Annotated in this window: 7 protein-coding genes; all 7 read right to left on the bottom strand. The window is 35.2% G+C overall.

From position 1 onward, the window contains the following. Positions 1-5 precede the first annotated feature (5 nt). Entirely contained in the window at positions 6-7220 is a 7215-nt protein-coding gene (sov, locus tag AC1Q5Z_RS20415; RefSeq protein WP_492446611.1) for a T9SS outer membrane translocon Sov/SprA, read from the bottom strand. Positions 7221-7245: 25 nt separating this feature from the next. Further along, positions 7246-7827: a Holliday junction branch migration protein RuvA gene (gene ruvA, locus AC1Q5Z_RS20420; RefSeq protein ID WP_492446613.1), complete on the bottom strand. Its 582-nt coding sequence runs from the start codon at positions 7825-7827 to the stop codon at positions 7246-7248. 78 nt (positions 7828-7905) lie between these two features. Continuing rightward, a complete protein-coding gene (locus AC1Q5Z_RS20425) occupies positions 7906-10197 on the bottom strand; it encodes an NADP-dependent malic enzyme (protein WP_286966254.1) in 2292 nt (763 codons plus the stop codon). A gap of 153 nt (positions 10198-10350) precedes the next feature. Then, positions 10351-10776, bottom strand: coding sequence for a CBS domain-containing protein (locus AC1Q5Z_RS20430; protein ID WP_198854486.1), 426 nt, complete (start codon positions 10774-10776; stop codon positions 10351-10353). Between the two features lie 495 nt (positions 10777-11271). Then, positions 11272-13284 carry an OmpA family protein gene (locus AC1Q5Z_RS20435; RefSeq protein ID WP_492446615.1) on the bottom strand — a complete coding sequence of 671 codons (2013 nt, stop codon included), beginning with the start codon at positions 13282-13284 and terminating at the stop codon, positions 11272-11274. 8 nt (positions 13285-13292) lie between these two features. Beyond that, on the bottom strand, positions 13293-14204 hold the full coding sequence (locus AC1Q5Z_RS20440; protein ID WP_278019564.1) for a PorP/SprF family type IX secretion system membrane protein: 912 nt from the start codon (positions 14202-14204) through the stop codon (positions 13293-13295). A 48-nt stretch (positions 14205-14252) separates the two neighbouring features. Then, on the bottom strand, positions 14253-18518 hold a 4266-nt coding region (locus AC1Q5Z_RS20445), incomplete at its 5' end, for a T9SS type B sorting domain-containing protein (RefSeq protein WP_492446617.1).

Genomic DNA, 18518 nt, shown 5'->3' on the forward strand with positions numbered 1-18518 from the left:
AAAATTTAATTTCCGAAATTATAACGAAGTGTGAAACCTGATCTGATATTCGTTAAAGGAAAAGAAGTCGAAATAACTGCTTTCGAGAACGAATGATCATAATAGAATATTGCTGTTAAGTTTTTACTGAAAGCATAATCGGCCGTTAATTTTAGAGTCCAGATATTCTGTCCCGCTGCCAACTGATTATTATCGTAATCTAAATATCGAACCAAAGTTTCATTATTTCTATATGAAAAATCAGCTTTTATGTTGATATCACTTTTAATAATTCCAGTAGGATTATCTGCTAATCTCGACGAAATAATTACATCTTTAAAGCGATACCCTAGCCCTACAACATATTCTACTCCTCTTACTTCTGTCAATAAATTATTATCGAAACTCATAGACAAAGCACGGTCTTTTTTAACTTCTGTTAATAAACGGAATGAGTTTTTCAACTCAAAATCAACTCGAATAAGAGGACTAAACTGTTCTACTAAATTGACGTTAGACATGATCGTTTTATTAAAGAAATTCGTGTTTACATCCTGACCGTTTGGATTTTCTAAATAATCAAAATTTGATCTAAACTGGCTAATGGTGTAAGATGCTCTATAATTATGCTGTAACGAAAAACGTCTGAAATGGTCTTTGAAATACTTATAACGCATTAAACCATTATATTTTACATTCCAGTTCGGAATAGGGAAACTTCTAAAAATACTTGTCGAACTGCTTGAAGCGTCTTTCCCTGTATAAGCCGCCATGAATGAAGGCAACAATACAGCTTGATTACTTTTTGAAAAACCAATAGGATAACCTTCATTGGCTACATAAATTTTATAATTCGGATCTGATTCATCAGGAATTGGATTATTTACATCTCCATATCTAGGAATTTCTGCTCCACCATAATGTTGTGCTGCCAAACGATTTGCAATAACTAAACGATTGCTTCTAAAATCATCAAACGCCGCTGATTCTGTTTCTGTACTTGTTGAAAAAGCCGTCTTAATCAAAACTGTAGAAATAGAAAACATTCCGTAACTGTATGGTGACAATGGCATATACTCGCCTGTATTTTGGTCTACACTATATTGTTCTGATGAATTTTCAGAATAAGCACGATCCATAGCCAAATCAACTTTCAAATCAGGCAATAAATCTACATTGGCCGTTACTTTTAAAAGTTTATTACTTACCTGTGTAAAGTTTTGATTGAAGTTTTGATAACTAGTCAACCATCCATTTTTAGCCGCTTCAAAACGCACATCATCCTGACTACCAAAGACGAATCCTAACGAAGGTTTAGATGTGCCAAAGAAACCAACTCCCGGAATATAACCTGGTAAAACTGTACCACTATTTTTAGTATAGTTAATTTGAACATTTTTTATACTGGTCAAAACTCCAATTAAACCATCATAAAAAGGATTACTACTCGTAACTGGTTTAGCTGTATTTACAATTTTCTCACCTGGTTTTGGTGGTGCCACAGGCTTAGGTTTTGCTGGTTTTCCTCCTGGTGTCAATCCTAAATATTTATACAGCGTATTCATATTTAATGTCGTTGACAATGTATTCGAATTCGCATTTTGCACTGTATTTCCTAAATCCCATGATACTCCATTATCATCGACATATTGAGAAAGTGCCGTTGAAGATCTTTGCCAGTTGTAATCTGCCGTATAAGAATAAGTCGCTTTTACAAAACTAAATATTGGAATTTTATTAATTGGAATATCATAATTTAAAACCAATTGCTGTAAATGCTGGTTTGGTACACCAATATCAAAATAATCGTCCCAAATATTAAAATCCTGTTTTGGCGTATTATCGTCGTTCAAAAAGTTTCTTACAATATTATTAGACGCTGCTGTATAGTTTAATTTTAATGATTTTGTCAAATTAAATCCAAAACCATATTGGTAATTAAACGCAAAGTTTCTTCTATATAGCGGATCTAGTCCAATACCTTCTTCAACTTGTCTATATTGCTGACTGTTGCTCTGTCTTAAAATATTAGTATTAAATGAAACATTCGAAGGAAGATAATTAATATTAAAGTCACTTAACAATTTCCAATAATCACTTGTTTTCATGAATTTGGTTTGCTTAAACGGAACCACTTCTTTAGGTTGGAAAGTATAAGCATAATTAACAGAAGTATTAGACTGCTGATCTTCATAATTAGCAACTTCATAATCATGTCGTTCTACTTGATTATAAGATTGAGAGAACGTAAAGTTTTCTACATCATAAACATGCGGTTTCTGTTCTGGTGCTCTATCCTTTCTTACACCAATAAAATTGATGCTTTTACGCTTAGTATAATCTATTGCTCGTGTTCTAATATTTTCTTTTTCTGCCGGGTCTGTAGTTTCTTTAATCAATTGATCTAACTTGATATCCTGATTAAAAGGATCGTATTCTGGCGTTATAACCTCTTCTCCAATTGCGTAATTAAATGGAAGACTAATACCCCATTTTGGAGGAAGCAGTTTTCCTAAATTTATGTTTGTTACGATGTTGTACTGCTGAATATCTTCACGATCTCTTTCATTGGCTCCTTGTTCAAGAGAACCGAAACCAATTGTACTCTTTTTACCAGAAGCAGACAATGTCATCAAATCGGCCATATTGGTATCAACATTCAACAATGCTGCCATACCTCCTTTATTTTCCAAATCAGACATACGAAGTTCGTTAAACCAAACCTCTCCCATAATATCTTTATGGTTTGCTGCACTTTTTACTCCGACCATTAAATTTCGAACCAAACCAAAATTCGGATTTCCTTTAATACCTAAAGTTAACTTTCCATCTTGGTCACCTCCTTCTACATCAGGATCTCGGTCAGGATAATAAATACCATTTATATCTCTTTTTGGAGAATTAATATCGATATTCATTCCTAGAACCTTCATTCTTGTCAATAATGACAGAGCAACATCAATATTGTTTTCTTCAAGCCAAACCTGATCTGGACTAATTGTACAAGATCCGCCTGTTCTTGTTACTTTTAATGGAATCTCGATTTGATAAAAGTTCTGGGTAAAATCGTTACCAAAACGAATAAATCCAATCATCTCGTCGTCTAAAAGTTGCGTTTCATTTGGAAGTGATTCCGCGTGAAGGAACATCTTTAATTTTTTATATTGACGCATGTCAACACTAACATTTTTGAAAACTGCTCTAGAATCTTGATATTCTAATCCTCCGCCTCCTATTCGCAATGCTAAAGATTGCTCATTTTGGTTGATAATTGTATTGTTATTGTACAACTGCTCTCTCTGAACGCCTGGTGGAATAACATAATTTACAGGACATTTTGTTCCATTTTCCTGAATATTTACAGCAGCAACATCAAATTGAGTTCCATCATCATCAGGATTTGTATCGTTTGCGTCTAATGTTCCTGTATACTTTCTCCATTCTCCTCTAACTAAATCTAAAGCTCCGAAACGAACTGTCATTTGATCATTAAATCCAGTCATAAACATACGCATGAAACGAATCGATCTAAAATCGGTAATATTTCCAATAGTGTTTTGAGGTTTTGAAACAGGAATTTTAAACTGAATCCATCTTGCATTAGTTGTGCTTCCGTTTGGAAGGTCTACATTTTGAACATCTCTAATATCTGTAATATAATTTTCTCCAACCTGCATACCTGGTCTTACATCAATACTATATTCATAATAAGCATTGATTGTACTCATTGTATTATCACGATTGATATCTTCAACATCTGGAAGAGTTGTCGACCCACGGTTTGGATCATCAATACTTACAGCAGAGTTTCCTTCAGTTCCGTTGTATTGCTTGTAACGCTGCAATACTCCTCCTTCTGTATTTAGAAAATATTTATAGTTGTCCGCTGCAGGATCTGCCTCTCCCGCATAATTAGTATAAATTGACCCTTCTCTTGCATCTGGCAAACCGTCTAAACCAACATCTTGATTTTTACGATTATCTGCATTGGTATCAAAAGCATAAATTAAAGACTGAGAAGCAGGCACGTCTCCCCAAATTGGCTGTGGATTAACCATTACCTGATCTGGACCTAAACCATTTTCATATTGCTTTCTTCCATCTTTAAGAACGTCTTCAGAAACCTCTCCTAAATTGAAATAAATTTTTCCATTATTATTTCCCTGAGCCTGCCCTGTTCCAACATAAGGATCAAGTACCCAAAATTGAATGTATTCGACATTTCCTTGCTCAAAGTTTGTAGAGTTTAGTGAACGCATAATTCCACCAAAATTGGCAGAAGCGGGACTAGAACTAAAATTAGGATTATTGTTGTAAGGTCCTCTATCTGATGGATAGTATGTTAAATCCAACGTATTAATAACCTGAATTTGTCCTTGTGCAATATCTGTATTTGGATAAAGTTCTTTACTATAAATTCTTCTTGTTGTATTTAAAGATAAATCATCGTTTGAAACTCCAGATGGTTTTGAAGTATAGAAAATTGGATCGATACTATACCAAGACAATTTAGCACGCTTATAGCCATATTCTAGCGTATTTGAGCTGGCATTAAAAGTATTATCTGTAGCAGAAGTTATAAATGGTGTTGAAGCCAAACTCCATGCATAAGCAGATCTCATATCAATTGTGGTCTGAGTACCTTCAAAATCATCAATATAAATAGTAGCTTCTCCTTCAAAATCACTTGCCTTTGGAGCATTTGGTTTCAAAAATGCGACTTCTCCACGAATAGAAAGGTTAGAAGGAACATCTGTATCTATATTTGGCAGTTTATTGGCCAATCTTGTCAAAAACGGAACTTCGGTTGAATAATTTCCGTTAAAACCAAAAATAGTATTATTTACAGATTCTTGCCCATAACTTGATTTTTGAGTAAAAGGACGTTCTGTCATTTTTAAGAAAGTACCTCCAACAACAAATTTTTCAGAAATTTTATGTTCGATATTAAATCCCATAAACCTTCTAGTTTGCTGACCAAAGATTGAATTGTTTTCTAAAGAAACCTCAATTGGAGTATTTGAAGCTTGAAGCGAAGGATCTAATATCTGTACTCTTCCTAATTGATAATCTACACTATAATCAATACCTTCTACCAGAACACGTCCTGCTGCGGTTACAACAACAGACCCTTGTGGAACGTTGAATGCTCCAATAGGAATACCATTACTTCCAGAAGATTTATATTTTCCTCGCAATAAGAATTTGTTTTTATCACTATCCTGCAGTGCACCAGCTTGGGTATTCCTATACATGTTTCTAAATACATACTTCTTTTGATTCGCGTTGTATGTAGTTGGATCATTATAGCTTTCTCCAGAATTTGTAGTTTGTAATTTTTTAAACAAAAGCTCACCAAAAGGCTCTTTAGTTGTAAAAATAATTCTTGCATTCTGTACATCAACAGTTACTCCCGGAACATAATCGAAGAAACCATCTCCTCCCTTTTGCGGGTCATTAGTATAGTTTAACTGATCTAAGTTAAAAACATTTAATAATGGTGTTTTAGTAATATAATAATTACTTGGATTAGGGTTTGTAGGATCATCATCTGGAAAAAGAGTTCCTTGAACAGGTGTAATATAATTTATTGGCGAAGGATCGGTATAAAGAATATTAAGTCTAAAATCTTCCTGTTTGATTTGATAAGCTTGAGGAATTTGATAAACGTTTTTCATCATCAAGTTCCAAACTGGATTTTGAACATTTGTCAAACTACTTTTCAGCATTTTCAAAACCAAACTTTGTGTTACGATTGCTTGATTAGAACTGTTGTTTCCTGTAACTACAGTTGCATCCACACCGTCGCTACCGAATTCTCCTACTTGGTATGTTTTTCCTCCAACAGTATATTCAAACGCAACTGCCAAAATTTCATCGTTAGCCAAACGCTGCTGTAACGAAATGTAACCCAATTGTGCATTAAAAGTAAATTCGTTTGTAGTTAATTTTCTCGCATTCTCTAGAATAGAATAATCAGTTCCCTCGTTTGTATTGGCATTATTAAATCCAGATTTTGCTGTTACAATTTCTCTAATATTAGAATTTAAATAACTTCCTCCTTTTCCAATAGCTGCAGGATCATATTTGTTATTCGTATTATCAGTTGGAGAATCTATAGGATTATTAAAAAAGCCAACTGGATCTGTAATTACAACGACTTGATTATCTGGAACACCAGAAACTTGCCCTTCTCCTAAATCCTGAAGCGCAATAATATTTCTTAAATTGTTATTTGATGTACTTACTCTATTTTGCTTATTGGTAACCCATACTTCGATTCTTGTAACTTGAACACGGCTATCAATTAATGGATAATTTTTAAGAGAAGCGTCGTATTTATTTCTAAAGTATTGCGATAAGAAGAAATGTCGATCATTATCATAATCTAATGCAAATAAATCAAAGTTCTGAACTGTTCCTCCACCTTCTGCGACTATACTTTTAGTCTGAGACTTTTGTTCTGAGAAAACTCCAGTAACAGTTGTCTTACCAAATTGCAGCTGAGCCTTTACACCAAATAAACTTTGTGCACCTCGAATTAAGGTACTATTTAAAGGCATGCTCACATTACCTACCTCAACTTTCTGAACAATATCATCTTCTGAAGGTGTGTAAGCAAGTTTGAATAAATTCTGAAAAGCAAATGTCGATTGTGTATCATAGTTGGCATTTACTTCCAAACGAGTTCCCACTTTCCCCATTAAACTCATACTGATCCTTTGATCAAAATCAAAAGTTAAACTAGATCTATTTCTTGGAGAGAATGAAGGGTTGTCTTGTTTAGTGTAACGCATACCCAAGTCCATTTCTACTGATCCTGTGGGCTTTACATCTATAGTATTGCTACCAAAAATACTTTCAAATAAACTTGAATTGATATAATATCTTGGTAACAAATCTTTTTTGGCTGCCTCAGCTCCATTTTTTTTACCATCAATAGCATCAGATTTTTTTCTAAAGTAATCTCTTCTAGATTCTTTTAGAACTAAATCTTCATATTCTTTTGGAGTTAAAATTAAAGGATAATTGATAGAGAAACCATCTACCGAGTTGGTGTAGATATAACGATCTGTAATAGGATCGTACCTGTAGGCAGAAAGCACAGTTGGAGGATCTCCAATCTCAATCTTACCAACCGAAAACTGAGTTTTAGTTGTATCTTGTGCCGGTGGCGTAATCTGTGCACGCAAAACATTACCGCAGAGCAATACCAGCAACAAAATACAAATTTTACGCATAGAATTCTTTTATATGAAATGAAATTTATAAGCTTTTTAAGGCCTTTTTGATAATTGTTTCAACGGTAGCTTCAGGATCTTCTTTGACAATTCTTTCTACCACTTTTTCAGAAGCTTTTCGAACAAAACCTAATACTTCTAGAGCAGATAACGCTTCATCTCGATTTCTATTGTTTTGGACAGCAAAAACTTCGTCAATATCGTACAATTTAACAACTTTTTCCTTTAAATCAAGTATAACTCTTTGTGCTGTTTTGTTTCCAATCCCTTTTATAGACTGGATTACGCCCACATCTCCAGATGCGATGGCGTTTATAATTTGCTTTGGTTCTATTGACGAAAGCATTGTTCTTGCAATTCCTGCTCCAATTCCTGAAACAGAAAGCAACATTCTAAAAATTTCTCGCTCAGATTTTTCGGCGAAACCATATAAAGTATGCGCATCTTCTTTAATTTGAAGATGCGTATACAATTTTATATTTTCAGAATTTGGAATTAAGGAGAAGGTATGTAGCGATATATTTACCTGATAACCAACTCCTCCACAATCAATTACTACTTCTGTAGGATTCTTTTCTACTAATTTTCCCTGCAAATGTGCTATCATAAATGTAATTTCTTAGTATCAAATATAACAAAAATGCCATAAAACTACGACAAATTTGTTCAATCCTTGCTAGAACGTTTATTGTGCTATTTTATTCTTTTTACTTTCTTTTTCTTGTGCATCAATAACAGCAATAGCAGCCATATTAACCATTTCTTCAACGCTAGCGCCTAATTGGAAAATGTGAACTGGTTTACCCATACCCATCATGATTGGACCAATTGAATTCACTTTATACAATTCTTTTAACAATTTGTAAGTGATATTTGCTGATTCTAAATTAGGGAAAACCAATGTATTTACTTTTTTTCCTGCTAATTTAGAAAATGGGAATTTCTCTTGAAGCATTTCTGGATTTAAAGCAAAATCTGCTTGAATTTCTCCATCAACAATTAACTCTGGATGGTTTTTGTGCAAGTAAGCTACAGCTTCTCTAACTTTTGAAGCACTTTCACTAGTTGAAGACCCAAAATTTGAGAATGAAACCATTGCTATAACTGGCTCGATTCCAAACATTTTTGCTGTTTTTGCAGTCATTATAGCAATATTAATCAAATCTTGTGCAGATGGATTAATGTTTATTGCTGTATCTGATAAGAACATTGGCCCACGAGAAGTAAGCATCATGTTTGCAGTTGCTACTAAAGAAGCATTAGGTGCTTTTTCTATTAACTGAAGCATTGGCTTAACTACTGAAGGATAACTTCTAGAATATCCTGTTACTACTGCATCTGCCTCTCCTTCGTTAACCATCATTGCAGCAAAATAGTTTCTTTCGCGCATGAATTTTTCAGCGTCTAATTTAGAAACACCTCTTCTTCCTCTAGCTTCCCAGAATGATTTTGCAAACTTGTTACGTCTTACGGCTTCCTCATCAGTTTTTGGATCGATAATTTCTAAATCGGCATCAAAACCTAATTCTGCTTTTAAATCTAAAATCTGCTCTTTGTTTCCTAATAAAACTGGGAATCCGATTCCGTCTTCGTAAACAATTTGAGCTGCTTTTAAAACGTTTAATTGATCTGCTTCAGCAAAAACAATTTTCTTCGGATTTAATTTCGCACGGTTTGTAATCAAACGCACCATTTTATTGTCGTTACCCATACGCTCACGAAGATGATCTTCATAAGCTGCCCAGTCTGTAATAGGATTTTTTGCCACTCCAGATTCCATTGCTGCTTTTGCAACTGCAGGAGCTACAACAGTAATCAATCTAGGATCGAAAGGTTTAGGAATGATATATTCTTGTCCAAATCCAAGTTTCATTGCACCGTAAGCTACGTTTACTTGCTCTGGAACTGGTTCTTTTGCCAAAATAGCTAAAGCTTTTACAGCCGCCATTTTCATTTCTTCATTGATTTTTGTCGCTCTTACGTCTAGTGCTCCTCTAAAGATATAAGGAAAACCTAAAACGTTATTTACCTGATTAGGAAAATCTGAACGTCCTGTCGCCATAATAACGTCTTTTCTCGTTTCTACAGCCAAATTATAGTCGATTTCCGGATTTGGATTTGCCATTGCAAATACAATCGGATTTTTTGACATTGTTAGTAACATTTCTGGCGATAAAATGTCTCCAGAAGATAATCCAATGAAAACATCAGCGCCTTTTACTGCCTCTTCCAAAGGAATTTTAGCTCCGTCAATTGCATATTTTAATTGTAAATCTGAAAGTGCAGGATTATCTTTAGTTAAAAGTCCTTTACTATTGTACATTAAAACATTTTCAACTTTTACTCCAAGTAAAACATATAAATCTGTACATGCAATCGCTGCCGATCCTGCACCAGAAACTACTACTTTTACATCTTCTGCTTTTTTACCAGCCAATTCAAGTGCATTGATTAAAGCTGCAGAAGAGATAATTGCCGTTCCGTGCTGGTCGTCGTGCATTACTGGAATATCCAATTCTTCGATTAGTCTTCTTTCTATCTCAAAAGATTCTGGAGCTTTGATGTCTTCCAGATTGATTCCTCCAAAGGTTGGTGCAATATTTTTTACAGTCTGAATGAATTCTTCAACATTTTCGGTATCGATTTCTATATCAAAAACATCAATGTCTGAGAAAATTTTAAATAATAAACCTTTTCCTTCCATTACAGGTTTTCCTGCTTCTGGACCAATATTTCCAAGTCCTAAAACAGCTGTACCGTTAGAAATTACGGCTACTAAATTTCCTTTTGCTGTATATTTATAAACGTCTTCTTTGTTTGCTGCGATTTCTAAACATGGTTCTGCAACTCCTGGCGAATAAGCCAATGATAAGTCTCTCTGGGTTGCATATTTTTTTGTTGGAACTACTTGAATTTTTCCTGGAGTTGGTTCTGCATGGTACAGTAACGCTTCTCTTCTTTTACTCTCTTTGTTCATTTTTTTAGCATTTATTCTAGCTTACAAAGATATAAGTCTTGTTTTAAAATGGCATCTTTTTAGCATTTTCTTTTTCTAAAATCTATTCGAATAAATAAAAAAAGTCCAATAGAAATTGGACTCGTTTGAATTTTTATCGTTTTTAGGTGTGCTTTATTGAGAAATATAAGAATTCAAATGGTTGATCGTATCTTTTTGAATTTCTATAATTGCCTTCACTACATCGCTGATTGAAATGATTCCAACTACGATTCCGTCTTCGAGAACAGGCAAGTGTCTTATTCTTTTTTCGCTCATAAGTTCCATACAATCTTCAAGATTATCTGAAAGTTTTACTGTAAAAACATTACTTTCCATAATCTCATGAACAAAAGTTTCTTTAGAAGATTTATCCTTCAGAACAATTTTTCTGGCATAATCTCTTTCAGATAATATTCCTTTTAAAACGTTATCATCAATAATTAAAATTGCTCCAATGTTTTTTTCTCCCATAACTTTTAACGCATCATAAACCGTTAAATTGGAGACAATAGAATATACATTTCTTCCTTTTGCTTTAAGTATTTGATCTACAGTCATAATGAAAAATTTTTAGGTTTATAAAGTTAAAACAAAAACTAACACAATCTGCAGCGAAAACGATTTTTTGAAATCATAACCAATTCATTTTAAACATAATACATCAAAATTTAGATTTTCAAAATTATAGTGTAAAGAATGAATTTGTTTAGAATTGTTTTTTGAGAAAAATTAGATTTTTTAACGTTATGCCTCATATACAATAAAATATAAATTTCATAATTGATTAATTGATTTTTAATAACCAATCAAATGTCCCTACAGGACATAATGAACACGGATAATCATTTGCGTTCTACCAATCAGTCACTCCTAGCGGAGTGGTTTTCCTACCATTATATATAAATTCGAGACCCACTCCGCTAGGAGTGACTGATTGGTAGAAAAAAAAATGATCAAACCCCAAACCATTATCCTGTAGGGATTATTTATAACCTAAAAAAACCCTTTTCTAGAATTTAGAAAAGGGTTTTTAAATTTTATATGAAGATTATTTTACATCGCAACAATAATAAACTCGCTTCGTCTATTTTGCATGTGCTGTTTTTCTGTACATTTTACTCCATCTGCACATTTGTTTACTAATTGCGTTTCGCCATAACCTTTTGCTGTTAGTCTGTCTTCGCTGATTCCTTTTTGAATTAGCCAATTTTTGGTTGATTGTGCTCTTTTTTCTGAAAGAATCTGATTGCTTTCTGAAGAAGAACGGCTGTCTGTATGCGAACGAATATCAAGTTTCATAGCTGGATATTCATTTAAAAGATTCACCACTTTCATTAACTGCGGTTCTGATGTTTTCTTGATGGTTGCTTTACCCAAATCAAAGAAATTCATTGGCAGGTTTAATAGTTTTGCAATATCTACACCTACTCTTATCGAACCTACTTTTACCGGGCTTATCGCGACTTTTTTGATTGCTACCGTTTTTGCCGCAAGAGGTTTGAAAACTTTATTTAATGCAATTAATTGAGTAGTTTCTCCTTTTTCTTTACTAATAGTTACTACAACTTCTTTGGCATTGTAATCGTTCTTAGCTGTTCTAATGGTATATTTTTTACCACATCTTAAATCAGGAAAAAGATAATTTCCTTTTTCGTCTGTTGTAATTGTTCCAACTGGATCAAATTTTTCGTTAAAAAGAGTCAGAGAAGTATTCGCTAAGATTTCGTTTGATTCTGCATCAGTAACATTTCCAGATAAATTTTGTTCGCAGATTAATCTTCTAGTTTCTGTAAATCTGTAAATATCATCCATCCCTAGTCCGTTTTCTCTGTTTGAAGAAAAATATCCGCTTCTGGTTTTACTATCAATGCTAAAAGCAAAATCGTCTTGTTTGCTATTTACAGGTTCTCCAACATTTAGAACGTCATCATAAGTTCCGTTGGCTTTTATACGAGAAGCAAAAATATCTAATCCGCCTAAACCTGGACGTCCGTCAGAAGCAAAATACAATTCGTTGTCTCCAGAAATAAAAGGAAAAGTTTCTCTTGCTTCTGTATTAATTGTTGGTCCAAGATTTTCTGGCGTACCGAAAGTTCCGTCTTCATTGATCGCTACTTTATAAATATCCGATTGTCCTAAAGTTCCCGGCATATCTGATGCAAAATAAAGTGTTTTTTCGTCTACGCTTAAAGCAGGATGTGCTGTGCTGTATTGATCGCTATTGAACGGAAGCTCTGCAACATTTTTCCATTCGTTATCGATAAATTCTGCTTTGTACAATTTTAATAAGGTTACGTTTTTGTCGTTGCTACGTCTTTTGCCATCTGTGAAATTATTTCGGGTAAAATACATAGTGCGTCCGTCTTTTGTGAAAATTGGACTTGACTCATTAAAATTGTCTTTTTTTCTTTTTACCAAAAGTTCTGGTTTTCCAACACTTCCATCTGGCATTAAATCGGCTGTATATAATCTAGAGAAAGATCTGTTTGTCCATTGAAAGTTGGATTTCACCACTCCGCCTGTATCGCGCGCAGATGTAAAAACGATTTTATTGTTGTAAACTACGCTTCCGTAATCTGAATATCTAGAATTAACTCCAGCATCGGCTATTTGAAATCGGCCTGAGTTTTCTTTTATATCTTCTAAATAATTTTTGTCTTTTCTAATAAGATCTGCCCTTTTCTCTGCAGTTGCTTTCTGATTGAATTTCTGCAAAATCTCATCAGATCTTCGATAATCTCCTGCCGATTTTAATGATTGGGCATATCTATACAAATATTCAGCTTCTTGGTTTTCGTTTATCACGAATAATTGCTCATACCATTTTAATGCATTTTTTAACTCTCCATTAAAATAGTATGAATTGGCTAAACGCTGAATTACGCCTTCATTAGTAGTTTCTGAATTTACTAATGTCTCGTATACTTTTATAGCATCTGCGTAAGCGTACTCTTCGTATTTTTTATCTGCATATTTTATGTTCATTGTTGTAAATGGATTTTGTGCATTTACATTTGAAATAAAACTAAACAGTAAAAAGATCAATATTAATTTTCTAGCTTTCATAGGTTGTATTAAAAGAATCTTGGGGATATCATTTTATTGTAATTATTAAAGAACTCGAATCTTAAGAAAATCTCATGAGATCCAGAATTGTATTTTCTTAATTGTGTGGTTTCATGATCGTAACCATAACCTATATACATTCCTTTTGATACCTGAAATCCAGCCATTGCACTAACAGATGCACTCCAACGGTAAGCAAGTCCTAAAACAAATTTATCATTGAACATAAAATTTCCTGAAACATCGACTTGCAAAGGAGCTCCTTCTACCATTTTGGTCATTAAAGCGGGTTTGAATTTTATGTACTCTAAACGGTCTAGATTAAATACATAACCTGCTATTAAATAATAATTGATTTTTTCTTTAAAAATAGCTACATCATCTGAGTCATAACGGTTGGTTTCGATAAAATTAGGAACCGATAATCCTACATATGCTCTGTCTGAATGAAAATAAAGTCCAGCTCCAACATTTGGCGAGAATTTATTTTTAAGATTCTGAAATTGCGGATCGTCTTGATCTTCATAACTCAATTTATTAATATCGATGTTAAAAAGATTAGCGGTTCCTTTTATCCCGAAAGATAAATTCCATGTGTCTGAAGTTGGAATAGTATAAGACAAATCTGCTGATAAAGTATTCTCTACCGTTGGCCCGATTTTATCATTTACCAAAGAAACCCCAAGTCCTAAATCGCTATTTTTCAAAGGCGTATTAACCGAAAATGTACTTGTTTCTGGTGCTCCATCTAATCCAACCCATTGTGTACGATATAAACCAAAAACGCTTAATGCCCCTCTTGAACCTGCATACGCTGGATTGACTTCGATTGTGTTATACATGTATTGCGTATACTGCGCATCTTGCTGCGCATGTGACACAATCGAAAAAAACATAAAAACTAAAATTAACTTTTTCATTTATTAAGCTTTAGAACGGCTTAGCGCTAACTAAGCCGTAGTCCAATTTTATTTATTAAGGTATAAGTATCCAGATTCTTGATGAGACTTTTGAGCGCTATCTTTGTATTTTAAGATATAGAAATACGTTCCGACTGGAAGACCATCTGTTTGTTTCACGGTTGAACGTCCGTTAGAATATCCAACAAAAACGCGATCGTTATTATTGTACTGATCTATGTTGAAAACTAGAACTCCCCAACGGTTATAAACTTCAACCGTATTGTCTGGATAACATTCTATTCCTCTAATATAGAATCTTGCATTCTTGCTGTCTCCATTTGGAGAGAAAGCATTCATTACTTTAATAGAACATCCGTTTAAGTCTAAGACAGTTGGATTATCTCCGCTATTGCTTGCATCGTCTGACTGATCTTCAACTACAACTCCTCTTACACTGCTTCCTTTTACAGTTGCCTGATTACTCACACTGCCTCGATTAATATCTTCTTGGGTGATTTTGTAAACCGCTGTAAAGTTTGAATTGTTAGATTCGTTAACATCTAAGTTTATTGCTTGTCCAGAAACGACTACTCCTGGCAACGGATCGTTAATCGTGATTCCAACAAGAGGTACATTTCCTGTATTTGTCACAGTAAATTTGTACGTAATTGTTTCTCCTGCATTTGCAAAACCGCTATTATTTTCGTCATTGAAAACTGCTGTTTTTATAACAGAAATAGCAGGCACTTCTACAAAAACATTTAATACAGCCGTAGAACAATTTGTGTTACTAACTTTTTCACAAACCTGATAAGTTAAAGCATAATTTCCACCTGGTGTATTTGGCTTAACACTTACCGTACCGTCTTCATTCCATTCAAAATACGGACTGTCTGTTAAAGGTTTCACTACAACATCTGCAGGATTTATTGGTTTTCCGTTTATTAAATCGTTGTCTAAAACATTTATAAATTCTAATGAACCATTAATTCCATCAACGCTAACATCATTATCGTCATTTAAAGTAATTTGATTTGCTGTTGGAGGCCCTGAGTCAATATTATTCTCAACAGTAATCTTAATCACCGCCTGACTACAATTTGATGTATTCGCAGCTTCACAAATCTGATATGTTAATTCGTAAACTCCATCTGGTGTATTTGTCGCAATATTGATTGAACCATCAGCATTCAATGAAATATTTGGATGAACAACCGGAACTGATAAAATAACAGCTGAAGGATCGAATTTTACTCCATTTAACAAGTCATTTTCAAAAATATTAATCGTAGCATTTGCTCCTTTTTTAGCATCTACAGGTCCTGCCACATCATTATTTGCTTTTATAGCAAATGTTGGACGTGCATTACAATCTGGTTTAACAGGCGGATATGCAACAGAAACTGTAACAGTTGGATTTAATGAAAACTCGATTTTCACTCCATTTCTAGTAGCTTCAAATCCGTCGGCACCTTCTGTCCATATACCATTATTTAAAATCCATCCTGGCCAATCAATTCCATTTCCGTTACTGTCAATTTCTGCTCCTGGCCATAGAAGATTTCCACTTAATGGCAGATTGGTCTGAGTTGCTACAACATTATTATTGCTATCAATCCATTTAACAGTTAATAAATTATTAGCTACGAAATTATCTGGTGAAACTGTATAATTAACATACGGAACATTATTTGAACAATAGCTTTCTGCTGTAATTGTCATTTTTGGTTCTGTCACCGTTACTTTTACAATATTTGAAGCACAGTTATCTGGATTCAATTTCTCACAAATAGTATAGGTCAATTCATAATCTCCCGCAGGTGCATTTGGTGCTAGTGTAACATTTCCGTCTGCATCTACAGTCAGATATCCTTTTGGATCTGCTTGAGTTACTTTAAGATCTACATCTGATAGCACTAATTTATTTCCATCTTTAGTATCATTCTCAAAAACGTTGATTACTTTCTGCGGAATATTTACTCCAACTGCAGGCACAAGATCTTCGTTTGCAACCAGATTTCCTGCCGTAACCGGAACAGTAATAGTTACCGAGTCGCAGTTCGTTGGATTGGTGTTTTCGCAGATTTTGTATTCTACTTTATAATCTCCTTTTGGAGTGTTTGGCGCAACAGTTATAGTATGGTCTGAATTTAGCGTGAATCCTGATGGAAGCGTACCGATAATTTCAAACTTAACTTCTCCTGCTCCTGTTCCAACCGCTACCGCTTTTCCGTTCAATTTATCGTTTGCAGTCAATGAAATTGTTGTTCCTCCAATGTTTCCGTTTATTGAAGCGATTACGTCTTCAACAGCGTCGATTGCAGGCAAGCCGACTGTTACTTTAACAGTGTTTGAACTGCAGTTGTCCGGATTCAGTTTCTCGCAGATTTCATATGTCAATTCATAAGTTCCCGCTGGAGGATTTGCTCCCAAAACAATGTTACCGTCTGTATCAACAGTCAGATATCCTTTTGGATCTGCCGCCGTAGTTTTAAGCGTAACATCTGCCGGATCTAATGGCTGATTGTTTTTAGTGTCATTCTCAAAAACATTTTTCCCTAATGTCTGAGGAACGTCCGATCCTAAAACTGATGGAATCTCATCTGCGTTTGCAACCAGATTTCCTGCCGTAACCGGAACAGTAATAGTTACCGAGTCGCAGTTTGCTGGAACTGCACCTACTTCACATATTATATATTCTATATTATAATTTCCTTTTGGTGTATTTGGAGCTATTGTAATAGTTCCATTTGTATTTAGTGTTAATCCAGACGGTAAAGTGCCAACAATATTTATTGTAACTTCTCCTGAATTAGTCCCAATTACTACTTTATTACCGTTTAGTGTATCGTTTTCTACTAGAGATATTGTTGCTCCGCCAATGTTTCCATTAATTGGAGTAATAGTATCCAGTATTGCGTCTATTGTATTTACAACCTTAACTTCTGCAACCGCGGTTTTGCAGTTTGATGGACTTGCATCCTTCTCGCAGATTTCGTATGTGATGCTGTAGCTTCCGCTTGGCGTGTTTGCAGCCAGAGTAACGTCTCCTTCTGCATCAACGCTCAATGGACCGTTGCTGCCAATTGTAACAATAGTGTTTGTGGACGTAACAGATGCGCCGTCTAAAGTGTCGTTCGTTTTTACATTGCCGATTACTGATGCTGTCGATCCGGAAGTTTTTGTTCCGAAATCGTCTTTAACAGCAATCAAACCGTTTTCAACTTTAACCTCTGCAGCTGCAGTTTTGCAGTTTGATGGACTCGCATCCTTCTCGCAGATTTCGTATGTGATGCTGTAGGTTCCGCTTGGCGTGTTTGCAGCAAGAGTAACGTCTCCGCTTGCATCAACGCTCAATGGACCGTCGCTGCCAACAGTCACAACTGTATTAGTGGACGTAACAGATGCGCCCTCTAAAGTGTCGTTCGTTTTAACATTGCCGATTACTGATGCTGTCGATCCGGAAGTTTTTGTTCCGAAATCGTCTTTAACAGCAATCAAACCGTTTTCAACTTTAACCTCTGCAGCTGCAGTTTTGCAGTTTGATGGACTCGCATCCTTCTCGCAGATTTCGTATGTGATGCTGTAGGTTCCGCTTGGCGTGTTGGCTGCTAGAGTAACGTCTCCGTCTGCATCAACGCTCAATGGCCCGTCGCTGCCAATTGTAACAATAGTGTTTGTGGACGTAACAGATGCGCCGTCTAAAGTATCGTTCGTTTTAACATTGCCGATTACTGATGCTGTCGATCCGGAAGTTTTTGTTCCGAAATCGTCTTTAACAGCAATCAAACCGTTTTCAACTTTAACCTCTGCAGCTGCAGTTTTGCAGTTTGATGGATTCGCATCCTTCTCGCAGATTTCGTATGTGATGCTGTAGGTTCCGCTTGGAGTGTTGGCTGCTAGAGTAACGTCTCCGCTTGCATCAACGCTTAATGGTCCGTCGCTGCCAACAGTCACAACTGTATTAGTGGACGTAACAGATGCGCCGTCTAAAGTGTCGTTCGTTTTAACATTGCCGATTACTGATGCTGTCGATCCGGAAGTTTTTGTTCCGAAAACGTCTTTAACCGCAATCAAGCCGTTTTCAACCTTAACCTCTGCAGCTGCAGTTTTACAGTTTGAAGGGTTCGCATCCTTCTCGCAGATTTCGTATGTGATGCTGTAAGTTCCGCTTGGCGTGTTGGCTGCCAGAGTAACGTCTCCGCTTGCATCAACGCTTAATGGCCCGTCGCTGCCAACAGTCACAACTGTATTAGTGGACGTAACAGATGCGCCCTCTAAAGTGTCGTTCGTTTTAACATTGCCGATTACTGATGCTGTCGATCCGGAAGT

The sequence above is a fragment of the Flavobacterium sp. GW823-FHT06G12 genome, assembly GCF_058794775.1.